The following is a 20667-nucleotide window of genomic DNA, read 5'->3' as shown; positions in this document are numbered from 1 at the left end:
GCGCTCAGGCGGCCGCGGCAGCGCGCTCGGCGGCTTCGATCGTGTTGATCAGCAGCATCGTGATGGTCATCGGGCCGACACCGCCCGGCACCGGCGTGATGTGACCGGCAACTTCCTTCACACCGGCGAAGTCGACGTCGCCACACAGCTTGCCCGCATCGTCGCGGTTCATGCCGACGTCGATCACCGTCGCGCCGGGCTTGACCATGTCGGCGGTCAGGATGTTGCGCTTGCCGACCGCGGCGACCACGACGTCGGCCTGGCGCGTGTGCGCGGCGAGGTCGCGCGTCTTGCTGTGGCAGATCGTCACGGTCGCGCCGGCTTCGAGCAGCAGCATCGCCATCGGCTTGCCGACGATGTTCGAGCGGCCGATCACGACCGCGTTCGCGCCCTGCAGCGGGATGTCATGCGCCTCGAACATCTTCATCACGCCGTAGGGCGTGCACGGGCGGAACAGCGGCTTGCCCGTCATCAGCGCACCGGCGTTCGCGACATGGAAGCCGTCGACGTCCTTCTCCGGCGCGATCGCCTCGATCACCTTGTGGCTGTCGATGTGTTTCGGTAGCGGCAGCTGGACCAGGATGCCGTGGATCTTCGGGTCGCGGTTCAGTTCGTCGATGCGCGCGAGCAGGTCGGCTTCCGACAGGGTGTCCGGGTACGCATCCTTCTGCGAGAAGAAACCGTTGTCCTCGCACGCCTTGATCTTGTTGCGCACGTAGACTTCGCTCGCGGGGTTCGCGCCGACGAGGATCACCGCGAGACCAGGCTGGTGGCCGCGTGCGGTCAGGGCGGCGGCGCGTTCGGCGGCCTGTGCGCGCAAGGTCTTCGAAAGGGCGTTGCCGTCGATGAGGAGGGCTGTCATGGTGGTGGTTTTGCCGGGAAGTTGGAATGCGGGCGTGCGGCGCACGAAACGCCGCAGCAAAGCACGCAATTATACCGGTCGCCTGCCGTCGTCCGACAGCGAATACAAGGAAAGCGTCATGGCGGCAGTGCCGGCGCCCCGGGAGGCGGCGCCGGGCACGTGCCGTGCGAGCGGGCCGCATCGCGCGGCGCAGTCGTGCGGTGGGGCGGCCGGCGGGGCAGGTGCCCCGCGGCCGCGCAACGTTCAGGCCTGCTTCTTCGACAGGGCGAGGCGCAGCAGGTCGGCGACCGTGTTGACGTTGAGCTTTTCCATGATGTTCGCGCGGTGGGCTTCGACCGTCTTGATGCTGATCCCGAGATCGTCGGCGATCTGCTTGTTCAGCCGGCCGGCGATGATCCGCTCGAGCACCTGCTGCTCGCGCGCGGTCAGCTTCGACAGACGCTCGCTCGCGGCGCGCTGTTCCTGGACGCTCTTGCTTTCGCTTCGGGCCTTGTCGAGCATCCGCTCGACGAGCTTGCGCAGCTCGGCCTCGTCGAACGGTTTCTCGATAAAGTCCATCGCACCCTTTTTCATCGTCGACACCGCCATCGGCACGTCGCCGTGGCCCGTGACGAAGATGATCGGCAGCGCGGCGTTGTCCGCGATCAGGCGCTCCTGCAGCTCGAGGCCGCTCATGCCCGACATCCGCACGTCGAGGATCAGGCAGGCGATCTGGCCGGCCTGCTGCGCCGGCTGATAGGCATCGAGGAACTGCTCCGCGCTCGAGAAGCATTGCACGCGATAGCCGTTCGCCTCCAGCAGCCAGCGCAGCGAGTCCCGTACGGCTTCGTCGTCGTCGACGACGAAGACAGTTTCCTGAGTGGTGGTGACAGGGCTATTCATAGTTCTCCCGTAACGGTATGTGATGCCGATGCCTCGCGCCCCCCTTGGCCGAGATCAGCGGGTTCCCCAATGGGCAGGCTGCAGTGGAATGTCGCGCCGGAAATGCGGCCATCCGGCTCGACGTTGTTGACCACCCACAGACGCCCCCGATGCGATTCGATGATCGAACGGCAGATGTTCAGCCCCATGCCCATGCCATCGGACTTGGTGCTGTAAAACGGTTCGAACAGGCGCTCGGCGGTCGCTTCGTCGACGCCCGGGCCCTGGTCGATCACACGGATGTCGACGAAACCCGCATCGATGTCGGCGACGACGCGGATCACGCCGTCCGCCGACGCCGGCTTCACGTCGGCCATCGCCTCGGCCGCGTTCTTCAGCAGGTTCATCAGCACCTGCTCGATCAGCACGGGGTCGACATAAATAATAGGCATTCTTGCGAGGATTTCCGTGACGATCCGGATTCTGCGCTTCCTGGCCTCGATTTCGGCGAGCCCGACGGCGTCGGCGACGATGTCCGCGACGCGCGCCGGCTGGCGCTTCGGCTCGCTGCGCTTCACGAATTCGCGGATCCGCTTGACGATCATCCCCGCGCGCAGCGCCTGCTGCGCGGTCTTTTCCAGCGCGGGCTGCAGCGTCTCGGGCGTGCCGCGGCCGCTCTTGACGAGCGCGAGCGTGCCCGAGCAGTAGTTGTTGATCGCGGCGAGCGGCTGATTCAATTCGTGTGCAATCGACGACGCCATTTCACCCATCGTCATCAATCGGCTCGTGAACTGCAGCTTCTCTTCCTGCTGGTGCGCGAGTTCCTGCGCCTTCTTGCGGGTCGTGATGTCGGTCGCGATCTGCATCTGCGCGAGGTGGCCGTCCACCCACTGGATGTACTGGCGGCGCACCTCGAACCACTTCTGGATGCTCTCGACGTACACCTCCTGCGCATCGGCCGTGCTGCTCGTCAGCGCGGCGGCCGGCAGGCCCGCGAACGCGTCGACCATGTCGATCGAGTCGGATGACGCCTGCGCGCGGTCGAAGCCGCCGCCGGACAGCTCGAGGTGGCCGTCCGGACGGATGCCGAACAGGTGGCGGTAGTAGCGGTTCGCGAACAGCAGCTCGGCTTCGTCGGCGGCGAGCACCGACACGGCGGCGTCGAGGCTTTCGAGCACCGTCGTGAAGCGCTCGTGCGCGGCCGCGAGTTCCTCGCGTGCGCGCTTCGGCTCGGTGATGTCGGTCATCGACGACATCCAGCCGGTCTGGCGGCCCGAGCTGTCGATCAGCGGCGACACGTAGAGGCGCGCATGGAACAGCGTGCCGTTCTTGCGCCGCACGCGCAACTCGAAGCCCGAGCTCGGTGCCTTGCCACGCAGGGTCATGTCGAGCTGGCGCTGCATTTCCGGGTAGGCGTCGCGCGGCCAGTACGGGAACGGCGCGACCTTGCCGACGAGGTCGGTTTCGTCCCAGCCCGTCATCCGGCAGAACGCGGGGTTCACGTGCGTGATGCGGCCGTGCATGTCGAGCACGCGCATGCCGATCAGCACCGAGTTTTCCATCGCGCGGCGGAAGAACGCTTCCGCGTACAGCGCCTGCTGCGCCTCGAAGCGCTGGCGCGTGTGCTTCCACAGGCTCCAGAGGCTCCACAGCACGAAGCACGACAACCCCGCGACGAGCCACACGAGCGTATTGTTGGTCAGGTTCGTGAGCTGCGGGAATGCGTACACGCGCACGGTGAGCCCCTGGCCGGGCGGATCGAGCGGCAGGTCGTAGTGGGAGTCGCGCGGCAGGCGCGGGCGCGTCGACGTGGACGACAGCTCGCGGTTGTTCGAGTCGGTGATCGAGATCTTGTACTTCGACGACAGCTCCTGCGGGATGTCGTGCTTCAGGATCCCTTCGACCGAGAATACCGCGGCGATCGAGCCGAGATATTCGCGGTCGCCGCGCATCACGGGCGTCTGCAGCGTGATGAAGCCGTTGCCGAAGTCGTCGTAGATCAGCGGCGAATAGGCCTGGCGGCGCGTGCTGCGCGCTTCGTCGTACGCGCCGCGCACGGCGTCCTGCATCTGCGCGTCGCCGGGCTTCGCGAGCCGCTGGCCGAGCAGCGGCGGGTGCACGGTCGGCCAGCGCTGCACGCCGGGCGCGGTGTACCAGTTCAGGTAGAGGATTTCCGGATGCGTCTGCATCACGTCCGCGACGGCCATCTGGAATGCATTCTGGTCGAGGCGGCCGGACGCGAGATCGCGCGACAGCGCCTGCAACTGCTCCTGCGCGCCCGTCATCGACAGGCGGATCTGCTGCTGCGCCCACGCGACGTTACGGAACAGGGTGTCTTCCTGCTGCTGCTGTTCGCGGCGATTGAGGCTCCATAGAATCAGGCTCATCACCACGAGGAACACGAGGATCGACAGCAGCGGCGTCAGCAAATAGGAGTTGGACCACCACGGTCCGTGGTGCCAGCGGGACGGCTGCGACTCCGCCGGCGGGCCCGACGGTCGCGCCGAGCGTGCGAAAAGCCGATCGGTCAACATGGCAGGATTGTAGCGCAGCGCAATACATGGAAAACCCATACCGGATATGTTGAACGGAAACGGATTTGTCCTTGCGACGCGTGCCGGAGAGGCCCGAAGCGAGGGTGCAGCGCAGCAATATTCCACATTACGAGAAAAGATCTCATAATTCGAAAATTTTGTTGCGCGTGGTCGTACACGCTCATTACAATCCGTCGGAGCTTGCCCGCAGCCAGCCGCGTCGCGGCGTCTGCACAAGAGCGATCCTCACATTCCAGGACCCAGGAGACGAGAATGTCCGCTGTACCGAACGAAGTGATGAAATATGTCGCCGCCGATCGTGACGACGACCCGCAAGAAACCGTTGAATGGCTCGAGTCGCTCGACGGCGTGATCTCCTCCGTGGGCACTGGCCGCGCGCACTACCTGATCGAAAAGCAGATCGAATTCGCCCGCATGCACGGCGAACACCTCCCGTTCTCTGCCAACACCCCGTATATCAACACGATCCCGGTCGAAGCCCAGGCGAAGATTCCTGGCGACCAGGATATCGAGCACCGCATCCGTTCGTACACGCGCTGGAATGCGCTGGCGATGGTGCTGCGCGCAGGCAAGGATACGAACGTCGGCGGTCACATCGCATCGTTCGCGTCGGCCGCGACGCTCTATGACGTCGGCTACAACCACTTCTGGCACGCGGCGTCCGACCAGCACGGCGGCGATCTCGTGTTCGTGCAGGGTCACTCGTCGCCGGGCGTGTATTCGCGCGCGTTCCTGCTCGGCCGCCTGAAGGAAGAGCAGCTCGACAACTTCCGTCAGGAAGTCGACGGCAACGGCATTTCGTCGTACCCGCACCCGTGGCTGATGCCGGACTTCTGGCAGTTCCCGACCGTGTCGATGGGTCTCGGCCCGATCATGGCGATCTACCAGGCGCGCTTCATGAAGTACCTGGAATCGCGCGGCATCGCGAAGACCGCCGGCCGCAAGGTCTGGGCGTTCCTCGGTGACGGCGAGACGGACGAGCCGGAATCGCTCGGCGCGATCGGCATGGCGAGCCGCGAGAAGCTCGACAACCTCGTGTTCGTGATCAACTGCAACCTGCAGCGTCTCGATGGCCCGGTGCGCGGCAACGGCAAGATCATCCAGGAACTGGAATCGGAATTCCGCGGCGCCGGCTGGAACGTGATCAAGGTCATCTGGGGCAGCCGCTGGGATGCGCTGTTCGCACGCGACAAGACGGGCGCGCTGATGCGCCGCATGATGGAATGCGTCGACGGTGAATACCAGACGTACAAGTCGGAGTCGGGCGCGTACGTTCGCGAGCACTTCTTCAACTCGCCCGAGCTGAAGGCGCTGGTCGCCGACTGGTCGGACGACGACATCTGGGCGCTGAACCGCGGCGGCCACGATCCGCACAAGATCTACGCGGCGTTCCACGAAGCCAGCAACACGAAGGGCGCGCCGACCGTCATCCTCGCGAAGACCATCAAGGGCTACGGGATGGGCGAGTCGGGTCAGGCGATGAACATCACGCACCAGCAGAAGAAGCTGCCGGTCGAGCAACTGAAGAAGTTCCGTGACCAGTTCCGCCTGCCGATCACCGACGAGCAGATCGCCGACGTGCCGTACCTGAAGTTCGAGGAAGGCTCGAAGGAACTCGAATACATGCGCCAGAAGCGCATGGACCTCGGCGGCTACCTGCCGCACCGCCGCGAGAAGGCGACGTCGCTGCCGGTACCGGCGCTCGACGCATTCGAGCCGCTGCTGAAGGGCACGGGCGAAGGCCGCGAGATCTCGACGACGATGGCGTTCGTGCGGATCCTGAACATCCTGCTGAAGGACAAGGCGCTGGGCAAGCGCGTCGTGCCGATCGTCCCGGACGAATCGCGTACGTTCGGCATGGAAGGCCTGTTCCGCCAGATCGGTATCTGGAACCAGGAAGGCCAGAAGTACGTGCCGGAAGATTCCGACCAGCTGATGTTCTACAAGGAATCGGAAACCGGCCAGATCCTGCAGGAAGGCATCAACGAAGCGGGCGGCATGTGCGACTGGATCGCGGCGGCGACGTCGTATTCGACGCACGGCGAGATCATGGTGCCGTTCTACATCTTCTATTCGATGTTCGGCTTCCAGCGGATCGGCGACCTGGCATGGGCGGCGGGCGACATGCGCTCGCGCGGCTTCCTGCTCGGCGGCACCGCGGGCCGCACGACGCTGAACGGCGAAGGCCTGCAGCACGAAGACGGTCACTCGCTCCTGTGGGCGGCATCGGTGCCGAACTGCGTGAGCTACGACCCGACGTTCGGCTACGAACTCGCGGTGATCATCCAGGACGGTCTGCGCCGCATGGTGCAGGACCAGGAAGACGTGTACTACTACATCACGGTGATGAACGAGAACTACGAGCACCCGGCGATTCCGCAGGGCGAGCACGTGGCGGCCGACATCATCAAGGGCATGTACGCGTTCAAGAAGGCCGACGCCGACCAGAAGGCGCCGCGCGTGCAGCTGCTCGGCGCAGGCACGATCTTCAACGAAGTGATCGCTGCCGCCGACCTGCTGAAGAACGACTGGGGCATCGCGGCCGACCTGTGGAGCGTGCCGAGCTTCACCGAACTCGCGCGTGAAGGTCACGAAGTCGAGCGCTGGAATCTGCTCCATCCGACCGAGGAACGTCGCCTGTCGCACGTGCAGAAGTGCCTGAAGGACACGCAGGGTCCGGTCATCGCATCGACCGACTACGTGCGCGCGCTGGTCGACCAGATCCGCGGCCAGGTCGATCGCCGCTTCGTCGTGCTGGGCACGGACGGTTTCGGTCGTTCGGACACCCGCGAGAAGCTGCGTCACTTCTTCGAAGTCGACCGTCACTGGGTCACCGTCGCCGCGCTGAACGCACTGGCCGACGAAGGCACGATCGAGCGCAAGGTGGTCGCGGATGCGATTGCCAAGTACAACCTCGATCCGTCGAAGCCCAACCCGATGACCGTTTAACGCACACGCGCCGTGTGATGCCGCGCGCCGCTTCCGGGAGGGGCGCGCGCGGCCATGGAGACACAAAAAGATGAGTCAAGCGATCGAAGTGAAGGTGCCGGATATCGGCGATTACAAGGACGTGCCCGTCATCGAGGTGCTCGTGAAGGTGGGCGACACGGTCGAGCCCGAGCAGTCGCTCGTCACGCTCGAATCGGACAAGGCGACGATGGACGTCCCGAGCCCGGCAGCCGGCACGGTCAAGGAAGTGAAGATCAAAGTGGGCGATTCCGTGTCGGAAGGCTCGTTGATCATCCTGCTCGAAGGCGGCGCCGCGGCGCAGGTGAACGGCGCGGCCGCGCCGGCAGCAGCTCCCGCACCGGCGGCAGCGCCGGCACCGGCTGCAGCAGCGTCGGCTGCCGCACCCGCCGCTGCGGGTGGCACGCTCGAGGTGAAGGTACCCGACATCGGCGACTACAAGGACGTCCCGGTGATCGAGATCGGCGTGAAGGTCGGCGACACGGTCGAGAAGGAGCAGTCGCTCGTCACGCTCGAATCGGACAAGGCGACGATGGACGTGCCGAGCCCGGCCGCCGGCGTCGTGAAGGAAATCAAGGTCAAGGTGGGCGATTCGGTGTCGGAAGGCACGCTGATCGTGCTGCTCGACGCCGCCGGCGCAGCGCCTGCCGCCGCGCCGCAAGCGAGCGCACCGGCACCGGCCGCTGCCGAGCCGGCTCCCGCCGCCGCATCGGCACCCGCGAAGGCTGCGCCGGCTCCGGCTGCTGCCGCGCCGGCCGCCGCACCGTCGGGCGAGTATCGCGCGAGCCACGCATCGCCGTCCGTGCGCAAGTTCGCGCGCGAACTCGGCGTCGAAGTCGCACGCGTGCAGGGTAGCGGTCCGAAGGGCCGTATCACGAAGGATGACATCACGGGCTTCGTGAAGGGTGTGATGACGGGCCAGCGCGCAGCGCCGGGCGCAGCAGCCGCGCCGGCAGGCGGCGGCGAGCTGAACCTGCTGCCGTGGCCGAAGGTCGACTTCTCGAAGTTCGGCCCGTTCGAGGCGAAGCCGCTGTCGCGCATCAAGAAGATCTCGGGCGCGAACCTGCATCGCAACTGGGTGATGATCCCGCACGTCACGAACAACGACGAAGCGGACATCACCGAGCTCGAAGCGCTGCGCGTGCAACTGAACAAGGAGCACGAGAAGGCCGGTGTGAAATTCACGATGCTCGCATTCGTGATCAAGGCGGTCGTCGCCGCGCTGAAGAAGTTCCCGACCTTCAACGCCAGCCTCGACGGCGACAACCTGGTGTTCAAGCAGTACTACCACATTGGTTTCGCCGCGGACACGCCGAACGGTCTCGTCGTGCCGGTGATCCGCGACGCGGACAAAAAGGGCCTCGTCGACATCGCGAAGGAAATGGCCGAGCTGTCGAAGGCCGCGCGCGACGGCAAGCTCAAGCCGGACCAGATGCAGGGCGGCTGCTTCTCGATCTCGTCGCTCGGCGGGATCGGCGGCACCAACTTCACGCCGATCATCAACGCGCCGGAAGTCGCGATCCTCGGGTTGTCGCGCGGCCAGATGAAGCCGGTGTGGGACGGCAAGCAATTCGTGCCGCGTCTGACGCTGCCGCTGTCGCTGTCGTATGACCATCGTGTCATCGATGGCGCCGAAGCCGCGCGGTTCAATGCGTATCTCGGTGCGTTGCTTGCCGATTTCCGTCGCATCATTCTTTGATGAGCGGGGAGTTTGCTCGCGGGGCGTGGGTTTTTTGTCGGTTATCCATGCCTCGTCGTTGAACTGGCTTTCTTGACGGTCTGCTAGCGTCGCCCCTGCGCGGGGCGGCGGTCACTTTTCTTTGTCTTCCAAAGAAAAGTAACCAAAAGAAAGGCGCGTCCTTGGGCGGACGGCAAAGGTGGTCCTGCCCATGTGCGCGTTCTCTTCTCTTGCCAGGCCGTAGTTCTTCCGCGAGCAGCTCCCTCTCTGTCTGCAGCTAATCAAGAAGGGGACAGTAATGAGTCTCATCGAAGTCAAGGTTCCGGATATCGGCGATTTCAGCGGCGTCGATGTCATCGAAGTCAACGTGAAGCCGGGCGACGTGATCGAAAAAGAGCAAACGCTCATCACGCTCGAATCGGACAAAGCCTCCATGGAAGTGCCCAGCGACGTCGCCGGCACGGTCAAGGAAGTCAAGGTCAAGGCCGGCGAGAAAGTCTCGCAAGGCACGGTCATCGCCATCGTCGAAGCAGCGGCAGGCGCCGCCGCACCCGCGAAAGCAGCCGAACCCGCGAAGGCCGCAGCCCCGGCCGCTGCACCCGCCGCCGCTCCTGCACCCGCGCCGCAAGCCGGCAGCTACGCAGGTGCCGCCGACATCGAGTGCGACATGCTCGTGCTCGGCGCCGGCCCCGGCGGCTACTCGGCCGCGTTCCGCTCAGCCGACCTCGGCATGAAGACGGTGCTGGTCGAACGCTACTCGACGCTCGGCGGCGTGTGCCTGAACGTCGGTTGCATCCCGTCGAAGGCGCTGCTGCACACGGCACTCGTCATCGACGAAGCCGCGGCGCTGGCGTCGCACGGCATCACGTTCGGCAAGCCGGAGGTCGATCTCGACAAGCTGCGCGACTTCAAGGGCGGCGTCGTCAAGAAGCTGACGACGGGCCTCGCCGGCATGGCGAAGGCGCGCAAGGTCGAAGTCGTCACGGGCGTCGGCGCATTCGTCGATCCGTATCACATGGAAGTACAGGGCGAAAACGGCAAGAAGGTCGTCAAGTTCAAGCAGGCGATCATCGCCGCCGGCTCGCAGGCAGTGAAGCTGCCGTTCATGCCGGAAGACCCGCGCGTCGTCGATTCGACGGGCGCGCTCGAACTGCGCCAGCTGCCCAAGCGCATGCTCGTGATCGGCGGCGGCATCATCGGCCTCGAAATGGCAACGGTGTACGCGACGCTCGGCGCCGAGATCGATGTGGTCGAAATGATGGACGGCCTGATGATGGGCGCGGACCGCGATCTCGTGAAGGTCTGGGAAAAGTACAACGCGAAGCGCTTCGGCAACGTGATGCTGAAGACCAAGACGGTCGGCGCGGAAGCGAAGGAAGACGGCATCTACGTCAAGTTCGAGGGCGAGAAGGCGCCGGCGGAAGCGCAGCGCTACGACCTCGTGCTCGTCGCGGTGGGCCGCAGCCCGAACGGCAAGAAGATCGGTGCCGACAAGGCCGGCGTCGCGGTCACCGACCGCGGCTTCATCGAAGTCGACAAGCAGATGCGCACGAACGTCCCGCACATCTTCGCGATCGGCGACATCGTCGGTCAGCCGATGCTCGCGCACAAGGCCGTGCATGAAGGCCACGTCGCAGCGGAAGCCGCGCACGGCGAGAAGGCGTACTTCGATGCGCTGCAGATCCCGTCGGTGGCGTACACGGATCCGGAGGTGGCCTGGGCCGGCAAGACGGAAGACCAGTGCAAGGCCGAAGGCATCAAGTACGGCAAGGCCGTGTTCCCGTGGGCCGCATCGGGTCGCGCGATCGCGAACGGCCGCGACGAAGGCTTCACGAAGCTGATCTTCGACGAGGAAACCCATCGCGTGATCGGCGGCGGCATCGTCGGCCTGAACGCGGGCGACCTGATCAGCGAAGTGTGCCTCGCCGTCGAGATGGGCGCGGACGCGGAAGACATCGGCAAGACGATCCATCCGCACCCGACGCTCGGCGAATCGGTCGGCATGGCCGCCGAGCTGTACGAAGGCGTCTGCACGGACCTGCCGCCGCAACGCAAGAAGTAACGCGACCGGCATGGCCGGCCTTGTGTCGGCCTTGTTCCGGCCACGAAAAACGCCGCCGCCCGTGATATCCGGACGGCGGCGTTTTCTTTTGCCCGCAACCGACGGCAAATGCGCCACCGCAACTGCGACGACCGGATGACCGGATGTTCCGACGCCGGAAACGAAAAAAGCCGCGCACTGCGCGGCTTTTTCAGGAGCAGGGGACGCTTACGCGGCCGGCTTGCTCGAACGGCGCGATGCAGCAGCGCTCGCAGCCTTCGTCGCGACAGCGGCAGCCGCGTTGAAGTTCGTTTCGGCGATCTCGACGGCTTGCTTGGCAGCCTTCTGGACCGTTTCGTACGTCGTGTTCGCTGCGTTCAGTGCCGACTTCAGTGCGGCGACAGCCGTTTCCGAACCGGCCGGGGCGTTCTTCGCGACGTTGTCGACGAGTGCCTGGACCTTCTTGTTCTGCTCGTCGAATTGCGCTTCGGCAACCTTCGCGAACTCGGCTTGCGTCGACGAGGCGATTTCATACAGGTGACGGCTGTACGAGAGCACCTTTTCCGCGACCGGCTGCGACAGGCTCGCTTGCAGCGCGATCAGTTCCTGCGCGTCCTTCACCGACAGCAGGCGCTGCGCGTTTTCCTGGCTTTCCGCCAGCGACGACTTCACGACCTGCAGGTTGAGTTCGATCAGCTTTTCGACGCCTTCGAACGCCTTGGTCGTCAGACCGAACAGGCTTTCGAGGTTGGCTTTCTGTGCGGCGGCGATTTGCTCGGGGGTCAGCAAGGACATGTCAAGCTCCTGAAAAGCGATCGCGTCGATCGCAGGGGTAAGGGGCACTACGCTGGGGAACCTCGGAGCCGCGTGCTTTGTGCAACGCAGCAATGAGTCGTATTTTAGGGCAGAGAAAACGCTTGTCAAGTATTTTTTGTGCGTTGCACAATCGCGACAAATTATCGATAAAACAACGAGTTATCATGACGATTCGGAATCGGTTTCAGGCGTGTTCCCACATGGTGCGCACCTGGCTGGGGAAGGCGCGGCGCACAATGATCATGCACAGGTAAACCTGACAGGCATGTGGAACGTTATGCTTCTGCTCCTGTCGAAAAGCGCGCCGTTTCAATGCGCGTGCCGTGGCGACGTGCCGCCGCCGCGGTCGACACCGGTGCCGCTGGCACACCGAGCGCCGGGTACGTACTTTCCCCGCTTTATTTCGTCGCCAAAGTGACGTTATCTCAATTAACCGCGTGGTAATCGGGAGGCGGGTGCTGTCGGGCAGCGCATCTCATCAATTTTTTCGATGGGAGCGGGAGGGTTGATCGACTCGTCGTTGGTCAACTCTTACATTCCGGTTTAACGACGATCGGTAAGTGCCTAATATTGCTCTTTTTTTCAGCTTTAACTACACTTGCGGAAACTCCCGCCCGCTTTGTCCAGACCCCAATGAAAGCCGAATCGTTTTCACCGCGCAGATTGTTGCAGAGCATGACGCTCGGCACGGCTGTGTCGGTCGCCGTCGCCTTGCTGGCGACCGCTGCGTCCGTCGCACCCGCTGACGCCTTTGCCGCCACTGCGAAGACCCACCAGGCCGCCAAGAAAGCCGCTTCCACTTCCTCGGCGAAGAAGAAGACGGTGAAGGCCGCCTCCGCGAAATCCGCCAACGTCGCGGCCGATGCGCCGAAGGCCACGCGCAAGCGCGCGACGCTCGCGTCGAACGTACACGGCCACCGTGGTGCGGTGCGCAAGGTCGCGTTCCAGCCGCGTCGCCCGACGGTCGGCCAGGCATTCGGCCTGCACGACACGCCGGACGCGCTCGCGCTGCGCTCGAGCGTCGCGTACGTCGTCGACCAGAACACCGGCGAGCCGCTGTTCGACAAGAATTCGCACGCCGTCGTGCCGATTGCGTCGATCTCGAAGCTGATGACGGCGATGGTCGTGCTCGACTCGAAGTCGCCGATGACCGACCAGATCGAAGTCACCGACGAAGACCGCGACTACGAGAAAGGCACGGGCTCGCGCCTGTCGGTCGGCTCGGTCCTGTCGCGCGAGGACATGCTGCACATCGCGCTGATGGCGTCGGAAAACCGTGCCGCTGCCGCGCTGTCGCGCTACTACGCGGGCGGCCGTCCGGCGTTCATCGCCGCGATGAACGCGAAGGCGAAGTCGCTCGGCATGAACGACACGCACTTCGAGAATTCGACGGGCCTGTCGAGCTCGAACGTGTCGAGCGCGCGCGACCTCGTGAAGATGGTCAATGCGGCGTACCAGTACCCGATGATTCGCCAGTTCTCGACCGACCGCACGTACGAAGTCAATACGGGCAAGCGCAACCTGATCTACAACAGCACGAACGCGCTGATCCGCGGCAACGGCTCGTGGGACATCGGCCTGCAGAAGACGGGCTTCATCAACGAGGCCGGCGAATGTCTCGTGATGCAGGCGACTATCCACAGCCGGCCGATGGTGATGGTGTTGCTGGATTCGTTCGGCAAGTACTCACGCTTCGCCGACGCGGCGCGCCTGCGCAACTGGCTCGACGCCGGCGGCGGCGAGCGCCTGACGGCGGCCAACACGGCGAACGGCGGTACCTGATCGCGCCAAGGCGGTTTGCCGCCGTGCCGTCGCCGCAAACAAAAAGCCCCGCAATCGCGGGGCTTTTTTTCGTCCGGCCGCCGTGCGGCGGGCGGTGCGGGTCATGCGTGCCGTTGCAGCCCTTCGGCGTCCTTCGTGGGCTCCGGCCGGTAGCCGAGCGATTCCGAAATGGTGAGGGCGGTGCGGCTCAACTGGCCGAGCCACGCGTCCTGCAGGCGATCGGCCGGTGCCGACAGCGACAGGCCCGCGACGAGCTTGCCCGAGTCGTCGTAGATGCCGGCCGCGATACAGCGCACGCCCAGCTCCAGTTCCTCGTTGTCGCGCGCGCACGATTGCTGGCGCACGAGCGTCAGTTCGCGCTCGAGCTTCGCGATGTCGGTAATGCTGTTCTGCGTATGGCCGGACAGCCCGGTGCGCGTCGCGTAGGCGCGCACGCGCGACGTTTCGTCGACCGCGAGAAACAGCTTGCCGACCGATGTCAGGTGCAGCGGCGCGCGGCCGCCGATCGCGCGGACGACCTGCATCCCCGAGCGCTCCGAATACGCGCGCTCGATATAGACGATTTCGTCGCCCTGGCGTACCGACAGGTTCACGGTCTGGCCGGTCAGGCGGTGCAGTTCGCGCATCGGCATCAGCGCGGCGTCGCGTACCGACAGGCGCGCCTTCACGAGGTTGCCGAGCTCGAGCAGCCTCATGCCGAGCCGGTAGGTGCCGGGGTCGGAGCGGTCGACCAGGCGGCAGGTCACCATGTCGTTGAGGATACGGTGCGCGGTCGACGGATGAAGTTCGGTGCGCTGCGCAAGCTCCTTCAGGCTGACGGGGTCGCTGTGCGCGGCGAGCGCGTCCAGCAGCCGCATCATACGTTCGATCACCTGGATCGACGTTTTGGAATCCGGGGTGGGTTGGCTCATGTCGGGGGGGGGGAATCGGTTGACGCATCAAGCGGTGTTGCGTCGATTGTATCTCGTATCGTGAAAAAAGCGAACGCCGTTCGAGGAAGTCCTCGTTTCCGGCCGTGCGCGCTTGCTTACGCGCCGGCGTTGGTCTCGCCGGCCAAACGGCGGATAATGAGAGCCGTTTTCTCGAAGGAGCGCATATGCGAGTCGGTTTGTTCGTGACCTGCCTGGTCGACCTGATGCGTCCGGAAATCGGTTTTTCCGCGCTGAAACTGATTCGCGAAGCCGGCTACGAGGTATTCGTGCCGCCCGCGCAAACCTGCTGTGGCCAGCCGGCCTACAACTCGGGCGATCGCGCGCTCGCACGCGATCTCGCCGAAAAGACGCTGCGCGAGTTCGAGCAGTTCGACTACGTCGTCGCGCCGTCGGGCTCGTGCGGCGGCATGATCCGCACGCACTACGGCGACCTGTTCCGCGACGACCCCGAACTGATGGGGCGCTATGCGCGATTTCAGCAGAAAGTCTATGAACTGACCGATTTCCTCGCGAACGTCGCGAAGGTGACGCTCGCGCCCGGCGAATTCACGGGGCCGGTCACCTATCACGACTCGTGCTCAGGCCTGCGCGAGCTCGGCGTGAAGGCGCAGCCGCGCGCGCTGCTCGCGCAGCGCGGCGTGGCCGTCACCGAGATGAAGGATTGCGAGCACTGCTGCGGCTTCGGCGGCACGTTCGCGGTCAAGTACGGCGACATTTCGGCGGCCATCGCGGACGAGAAATGCGCGAATGTCCGCGCATCCGGCGCGGGCGCCGTCGTGCTCGGCGATCTCGGCTGCATGCTGAACATCGAAGGGCGGTTGCGCCGCACGGGCGACCGCGACACGCGCGTGCTGCACGTCGCGCAGGTGCTGGCGGGCGACGTCTGACGCCCGGTTCCGCTCACTTTTCCCCGATACCGCGATGCAAGTCCAATCGATGCATTTCAAGGCCCGTGCCGGCCAGAAGCTGGCCGACCAGCGCCTGCAGCAGAATCTGAAGAAGCTGTCGACGAAGTTCGTGTCCGCACGCGCCGACGCGATGACCGAGATCGACTTCCAGGCGACGCGCGCCGCGCTGAAGGCGCGCCGCAACCGTGCACTGGAGAATCTCGACGTGTGGCTCGAGGCGTTCGAACGCGAGGCGACGCGGCGCGGCACGACGGTGCTGTTCGCGGAAACGACCGCCGACGCCGCGCGGCTCGTCGCCGACATCGCCCGACGCCACGACGTGAAGAAGGTCATCAAGACGAAGTCGATGGTGTCCGAGGAAATGCGCCTGAACGCGGTGCTCGCCGAGATGGGTGTGCAGTCGATCGAGACGGACCTGGGCGAATACATCCTGCAGATCAACGACAACGAGCCGCCGAGCCACATCATCGCGCCCGTCGTGCACAAGGACAAGGACGAGATCGCGGACCTGTTCGCGCGCACGCACCACCGCGAGCGGCTGACCGAGATCCCCGACATGACGCGCGAGGCGCGTGAGGTGCTGCGCCCGCATTTCCTGTCAGCCGACATGGGGGTGACGGGCGGCAACTTCGTGATTGCCGAGACGGGGTCGGTCGCGGTCGTCACGAACGAAGGCAACGAAGGGATGTGCACGGTGATGCCGCGCGTGCATGTCGCGGTGACGGGCATCGAGAAGGTGCTGCCGACGCTCGAGGATCTCGCGACAGCGATGCGTCTGCTGCCGCGCTCGGCGACCGGGCAGAAGACCTCGAACTATTTCTCGCTGCTCACCGGGCCGCGCGGCCCCGGCGACGAGGACGGCCCGGAGCACAACTACGTGGTGCTCGTCGACGGCGGTCGGACGGGACTGATCGGCGGCGAATTCCAGGAGATGCTGCGTTGCATTCGCTGCGGCGCATGCATGAACCACTGCCCGGTATATCAGAAGGTCGGCGGGCACGCGTACGGATGGGTCTATCCGGGCCCGATGGGCTCGGTGCTGACACCGAGCTACGTGGGGATCGACCGTGCACTCGACTTGCCGCAGGCCGCGACGCTGTGCGGCGAATGCGACAGCGTGTGCCCGGCCGGGATCCCGTTGTCGCACTTGCTGCGTACGCTGCGCGAGAAACAGGTCGAGCGGCATCTGCGGCCGTGGCGCGAGCGCGCCGCGCTCGCCGCGTGGGGCTTCGTCGCGCGCCGGCCGATGCTGTATGCGCTGACGACCAAGCTCGCGGTGCGCATCCTCGAGCGGCTGGGCGGCAATGGCGGCACGCTGCGGCGCCTGCCAATGATGGGCGGCTGGATGGACACGCGCGACATGCCGACGCCGACCGGGCGCACGTTCCGCGAGCTGTACGCGGCATCCCAAAGCCACCTCGGCTGACCACTGTTCATCGAGCGACAACAGTGCGTTCGCTATTCATGTATTTATCTCGATAGGTGCGGTCTATAGAATCCTGCCTGTAGTCCCCGGAATCGGGTTTCGGGGCATGAGGTCAAGGAGCCGCATCATGAGAAAGACAATATCGATGTACTGGCCGCTGGCAATCGTCGTCCCGCTCGCCGCGGTCGCTTATTTGCACGCGATGGCCGACGCGCCGTCGCGTGGCCCGATCGCCGTTCATCAGGCATCGGCCGAACTCGCGCGCGCGGTGTCGTTCGGGCTGGTCGGCGACGCGGCGAAGCCGTTGCCGGCCGTATCCGGCGACGTCGCGCTCGCCGCACCCAAGGCGCTGTAAGTCACGCCGCCGTCGCTTTGCGCGGCGGCGCGATTCCGGGCGCCTTTGTATAATGGCGCGTTCTTCTTCCACGCGGTTCACCGCGGCTTTTCGAGAGTGCGATGTCCCGCGTTGCGATCTGTTTCGTCTGTCTCGGCAACATCTGCCGTTCGCCCACGGCGGAAGGCGTGATGCGCCACCAGGTCGACGCGGCCGGGCTGGCCGACCGGATCGCGATCGATTCGGCCGGGACGGGCGACTGGCACGTCGGCGAGCCGCCCGACACGCGCGCGCAGGCGGCGGCGCGTACGCGCGGCTACGACCTGTCGGCGCTGCGGGCGCGGCAAGTGAGCGCGGTGGATTTCGAGCGGTTCGATCTGCTGCTGGCGATGGACGAGGCCAATTTCGCGGAATTGCGGCGGCGCTGCCCGCCCGAGCATCGCGACAAGGTGCGCCTCCTGATGGAATTCGCGCCGGGCGCGACCGAGATCGAAGTGGCGGATCCTTATTTCGGCGGCGCGCAGGGCTTCGAACAGGTGCTCGACCAGGTCGAGCGCGCGTGCGCGGGCCTGCTCGATACCCTCCGCAGCAGCGCCGCACACTGATCGCGGCGAGGTATTCAGCGATCTGCGAATACCCTGTCGAAGACATGGATACTTGACTAAAATCGTCAAATATTTATACTTGACCAAAATCGTCAAGATTGCAGTCCCCTAGACACCATGAGACTCACCACCAAAGGCCGTTTCGCCGTCACGGCGATGATTGACTTGGCACTGCGCCAGGAGCAGGGCCCGGTGACGCTTGCAGGCATCAGCCAGCGCCAGCGGATTTCGCTCTCGTATCTCGAACAGCTGTTCGGCAAGCTGCGCAGGCATGAAATCGTCGAATCCGTGCGCGGCCCGGGCGGCGGCTACAACCTCGCGCGCCGCGCGCAGGACGTCACCGTCGCCGACATCATCATCGCGGTCGATGAACCGCTCGACGCCACGCAGTGCGGCGGCAAAGGCACGTGCGACGGCTCGAAGCAGCCCGACGGCCATTGCATGACGCACGAGCTGTGGTCGACCCTGAACCAGAAAATGGTCGAGTACCTCGATTCGGTATCGCTGCAGGATCTCGTCGATCAGCAGCGCGCACGCGAGGGCGCACCCGCGGTGCTGCGCGACCGGCGCACGCCGGAGCCCGTCGCGGCACCGGCCGAACCGGTGCGCACGATGCCGCTCGGTCCCAATTCGGTGTTCAACATCGCGAGTTCGTGAGCGCGAACGCGCCGCACACCCCATAACGCACATAGTCCCTGCACAGAATTCCCGGAGCGACAGATGACCCAAGAGACTCTCCACCTGCCCATCTACATGGATTACAGCGCGACGACGCCGGTCGACCCGCGCGTGGTCGACAAGATGGTGCCGTACCTGCGCGAGCAGTTCGGCAACCCGGCGTCGCGCAGCCACGCATACGGCTGGGACGCGGAACGCGCGGTCGAGGAAGCGCGCGAGCAGGTGGCTGCGCTCGTGAACGCGGATCCGCGCGAGATCATCTGGACGTCCGGCGCGACGGAATCGGACAACCTCGCCATCAAGGGTGCCGCGAACTTCTACAAGGGCAAGGGCAAGCACATCATCACGGTGAAGACCGAGCACAAGGCCGTGCTCGACACCTGCCGCGAGCTCGAGCGCGACGGCTTCGAAGTCACCTATCTCGACGTGAAGGAAGACGGCCTGATCGACCTCGACGTGTTCAAGGCTGCGCTGCGCCCGGACACGATCCTCGTGTCGGTCATGCACGTGAACAACGAGATCGGCGTGATCCAGGACATCGAGACGATCGGTGAAATCTGCCGCGAGAAGGGCATCGTGTTCCACGTCGACGCCGCACAGTCGACCGGCAAGGTCGAGATCGACCTCGCGAAGCTGAAGGTCGACCTGATGTCGTTCTCGGCGCACAAGACCTACGGCCCGAAGGGCATCGGCGCGCTGTACGTGCGCCGCAAGCCGCGGGTGCGCATCGAAGCGCAGATGCACGGCGGCGGCCACGAGCGCGGGATGCGTTCGGGCACGCTGGCGACGCACCAGATCGTCGGCATGGGTGAAGCGTTCCGCATCGCGCGTGAAGAAATGGCGACCGAGAACGAGCGCATCCGCATGCTGCGCGACAAGCTGCTGCGCGGCCTGTCGCAGATCGAGGAAACGTACGTGAACGGCGACATGGAGCACCGTGTTCCGCACAACCTGAACATCAGTTTCAACTTCGTCGAAGGCGAGTCACTGATCATGGCGATCAAGGACGTCGCGGTGTCGTCGGGTTCGGCGTGCACGTCGGCGTCGCTCGAGCCGTCGTACGTGCTGCGTGCACTCGGCCGCAACGACGAACTCGCGCACAGCTCGATTCGTTTCACGGTCGGCCGCTTCACGACGGAGCAGGAAGTCGACTTCGTGATCGCACTGCTGAACAGCAAGATCGCGAAGCTGCGCGAACTGTCGCCGCTCTGGGAAATGCACCAGGAAGGCATCGATCTGTCGACGATCGAATGGGCTGCACACTGAACACCGCATTGAATACATTCGCGGGCGGATTTGCGCACGCAGACGTAACGAGTCAAGGAGTCTGAGTCATGTCATACAGCAACAAGGTTCTGGATCACTACGAAAACCCGCGTAACGTCGGTTCGTTCGCGAAAGACGACGACGCGGTCGGCACGGGCATGGTCGGCGCGCCGGCCTGCGGCGACGTGATGAAGCTGCAGATCCGCGTCGGCGCGGACGGCGTGATCGAAGACGCGAAGTTCAAGACGTACGGCTGCGGTTCGGCGATCGCGTCGAGCTCGCTCGTGACCGAATGGGTGAAGGGCAAGACCCTCGACGAGGCGCTGTCGATCAAGAACACGCAGATCGCCGAAGAGCTGGCCCTGCCGCCGGTGAAGATTCACTGCTCGATTCTCGCGGAAGACGCGATCAAGGCAGCCGTGGCCGACTACAAGAAGCGCCACGACACGAAGGAAGGCGATCAGGCAGCGGCCTGAGCGCCATCGAGCGGCTTGTGAAGGAACGCGGCGGGCCCGGGTGGCGCGCCGCGGCAAGGACATCATGGCAATTACACTGACCGAAAAAGCAGCACAGCACGTCCAGAAATACCTCGTCCGTCGCGGCAAGGGTGTGGGCCTGCGGCTTGGCGTTCGCACGACCGGGTGCTCGGGGCTCGCGTACAAGCTCGAGTATGTCGACGAGCTGGCCCCCGAGGATCAGGTGTTCGAGAGCCATGGCGTGAAGGTCGTCGTCGACCCGAAAAGCCTCGCGTACATCGACGGCACCGAACTCGACTTTGCACGCGAAGGCCTGAACGAAGGGTTCAAGTTCAACAACCCGAACGTGAAGGACGAGTGCGGTTGCGGCGAATCGTTCCGCGTGTGACGCGGGTATCCGCGCGATGCGGGCAAGAGGCGGCACGAGCCGCCTTTTTAATGTGCGGCGTTTGCCGCGCGACGAACCGGAATTGAACGCGA

General features: G+C 64.9%; 17 protein-coding genes. 12 read left to right on the top strand and 5 right to left on the bottom strand.

The features are described from left to right. Nucleotides 1-4: 4 nt before the first annotated feature. The 3 genes from folD to fixL form a co-directional block, all read right to left on the bottom strand. Entirely contained in the window at nucleotides 5-862 is an 858-nt protein-coding gene (gene folD, locus DIE08_RS21735) for a bifunctional methylenetetrahydrofolate dehydrogenase/methenyltetrahydrofolate cyclohydrolase FolD (RefSeq protein WP_124903509.1), read from the bottom strand. A gap of 243 nt (nucleotides 863-1105) precedes the next feature. Then, the gene (gene fixJ / locus DIE08_RS21730; RefSeq protein WP_006493245.1) at nucleotides 1106-1744 is read right to left on the bottom strand and encodes an oxygen response regulator transcription factor FixJ; all 639 of its coding nucleotides are present in this window, start codon (nucleotides 1742-1744) and stop codon (nucleotides 1106-1108) included. Beyond that, nucleotides 1741-4257, bottom strand: coding sequence for an oxygen sensor histidine kinase FixL (gene fixL / locus DIE08_RS21725; protein WP_124903507.1), 2517 nt, complete (start codon nucleotides 4255-4257; stop codon nucleotides 1741-1743). Before fixL ends, fixJ begins: the two co-directional genes overlap by 4 nt. A 273-nt stretch (nucleotides 4258-4530) precedes the next feature. Here fixL and aceE point away from each other — a divergent pair, with 273 nt between their 5' ends. From aceE to lpdA, 3 genes are all read left to right on the top strand, one after another. Further along, a complete protein-coding gene (gene aceE / locus DIE08_RS21720; protein WP_124903505.1) occupies nucleotides 4531-7227 on the top strand; it encodes a pyruvate dehydrogenase (acetyl-transferring), homodimeric type in 2697 nt (898 codons plus the stop codon). A 70-nt stretch (nucleotides 7228-7297) separates the two neighbouring features. After that, nucleotides 7298-8944: a dihydrolipoyllysine-residue acetyltransferase gene (gene aceF / locus DIE08_RS21715; RefSeq protein WP_124903503.1), complete on the top strand. Its 1647-nt coding sequence runs from the start codon at nucleotides 7298-7300 to the stop codon at nucleotides 8942-8944. 277 nt (nucleotides 8945-9221) lie between these two features. Then, nucleotides 9222-10985 carry a dihydrolipoyl dehydrogenase gene (gene lpdA / locus DIE08_RS21705; RefSeq protein ID WP_124903501.1) on the top strand — a complete coding sequence of 588 codons (1764 nt, stop codon included), beginning with the start codon at nucleotides 9222-9224 and terminating at the stop codon, nucleotides 10983-10985. A gap of 207 nt (nucleotides 10986-11192) precedes the next feature. Here lpdA and DIE08_RS21700 read toward each other — a convergent pair whose 3' ends face one another. Further along, the gene (locus tag DIE08_RS21700) at nucleotides 11193-11759 is read right to left on the bottom strand and encodes a phasin family protein (RefSeq protein WP_059608412.1); all 567 of its coding nucleotides are present in this window, start codon (nucleotides 11757-11759) and stop codon (nucleotides 11193-11195) included. A 654-nt stretch (nucleotides 11760-12413) separates the two neighbouring features. Between DIE08_RS21700 and pbpG the strand changes: the two genes are divergently transcribed. Continuing rightward, complete coding sequence (pbpG, locus tag DIE08_RS21695) at nucleotides 12414-13562, top strand: D-alanyl-D-alanine endopeptidase (protein ID WP_124903499.1); 1149 nt, start codon at nucleotides 12414-12416, stop codon at nucleotides 13560-13562. A gap of 101 nt (nucleotides 13563-13663) precedes the next feature. Here the strand turns inward: pbpG and DIE08_RS21690 are convergent, their stop codons facing one another. Beyond that, entirely contained in the window at nucleotides 13664-14473 is an 810-nt protein-coding gene (locus DIE08_RS21690; protein WP_059608410.1) for an IclR family transcriptional regulator, read from the bottom strand. 185 nt (nucleotides 14474-14658) lie between these two features. On the opposite strand from DIE08_RS21690, the gene DIE08_RS21685 reads away from it, so the two are divergent. The 8 genes from DIE08_RS21685 (at nucleotide 14659) to iscA (ending at nucleotide 20575) form a co-directional block, all read left to right on the top strand. After that, nucleotides 14659-15381 carry a (Fe-S)-binding protein gene (locus DIE08_RS21685; protein WP_059535864.1) on the top strand — a complete coding sequence of 241 codons (723 nt, stop codon included), beginning with the start codon at nucleotides 14659-14661 and terminating at the stop codon, nucleotides 15379-15381. 34 nt (nucleotides 15382-15415) lie between these two features. Further along, entirely contained in the window at nucleotides 15416-16828 is a 1413-nt protein-coding gene (locus DIE08_RS21680; protein WP_124622318.1) for a lactate utilization protein B, read from the top strand. Nucleotides 16829-16955: 127 nt separating this feature from the next. Continuing rightward, nucleotides 16956-17183, top strand: coding sequence for a hypothetical protein (locus DIE08_RS21675; protein WP_059608408.1), 228 nt, complete (start codon nucleotides 16956-16958; stop codon nucleotides 17181-17183). Nucleotides 17184-17284: 101 nt separating this feature from the next. Beyond that, on the top strand, nucleotides 17285-17767 hold the full coding sequence (locus DIE08_RS21670; protein WP_124903497.1) for a low molecular weight protein-tyrosine-phosphatase: 483 nt from the start codon (nucleotides 17285-17287) through the stop codon (nucleotides 17765-17767). A 117-nt stretch (nucleotides 17768-17884) separates the two neighbouring features. Further along, nucleotides 17885-18424 (top strand): Fe-S cluster assembly transcriptional regulator IscR, encoded by a 540-nt coding sequence (gene iscR, locus DIE08_RS21665; protein ID WP_009691731.1) that lies wholly within the window; start codon nucleotides 17885-17887, stop codon nucleotides 18422-18424. 63 nt (nucleotides 18425-18487) lie between these two features. Beyond that, on the top strand, nucleotides 18488-19711 hold the full coding sequence (locus tag DIE08_RS21660; protein WP_124622322.1) for an IscS subfamily cysteine desulfurase: 1224 nt from the start codon (nucleotides 18488-18490) through the stop codon (nucleotides 19709-19711). Nucleotides 19712-19779: 68 nt separating this feature from the next. Beyond that, entirely contained in the window at nucleotides 19780-20187 is a 408-nt protein-coding gene (iscU, locus tag DIE08_RS21655; protein ID WP_009691729.1) for a Fe-S cluster assembly scaffold IscU, read from the top strand. Between the two features lie 64 nt (nucleotides 20188-20251). Further along, complete coding sequence (gene iscA, locus DIE08_RS21650) at nucleotides 20252-20575, top strand: iron-sulfur cluster assembly protein IscA (RefSeq protein WP_011885413.1); 324 nt, start codon at nucleotides 20252-20254, stop codon at nucleotides 20573-20575. Nucleotides 20576-20667 lie beyond the last annotated feature (92 nt).

It is taken from the genome of Burkholderia sp. Bp9004, from assembly GCF_003858025.1.
GTDB classification, from domain to species: domain Bacteria; phylum Pseudomonadota; class Gammaproteobacteria; order Burkholderiales; family Burkholderiaceae; genus Burkholderia; species Burkholderia diffusa.
Note: the sequence above shows the minus strand (reverse complement) of the source record. Positions and strands in the feature narration are given on the sequence as shown.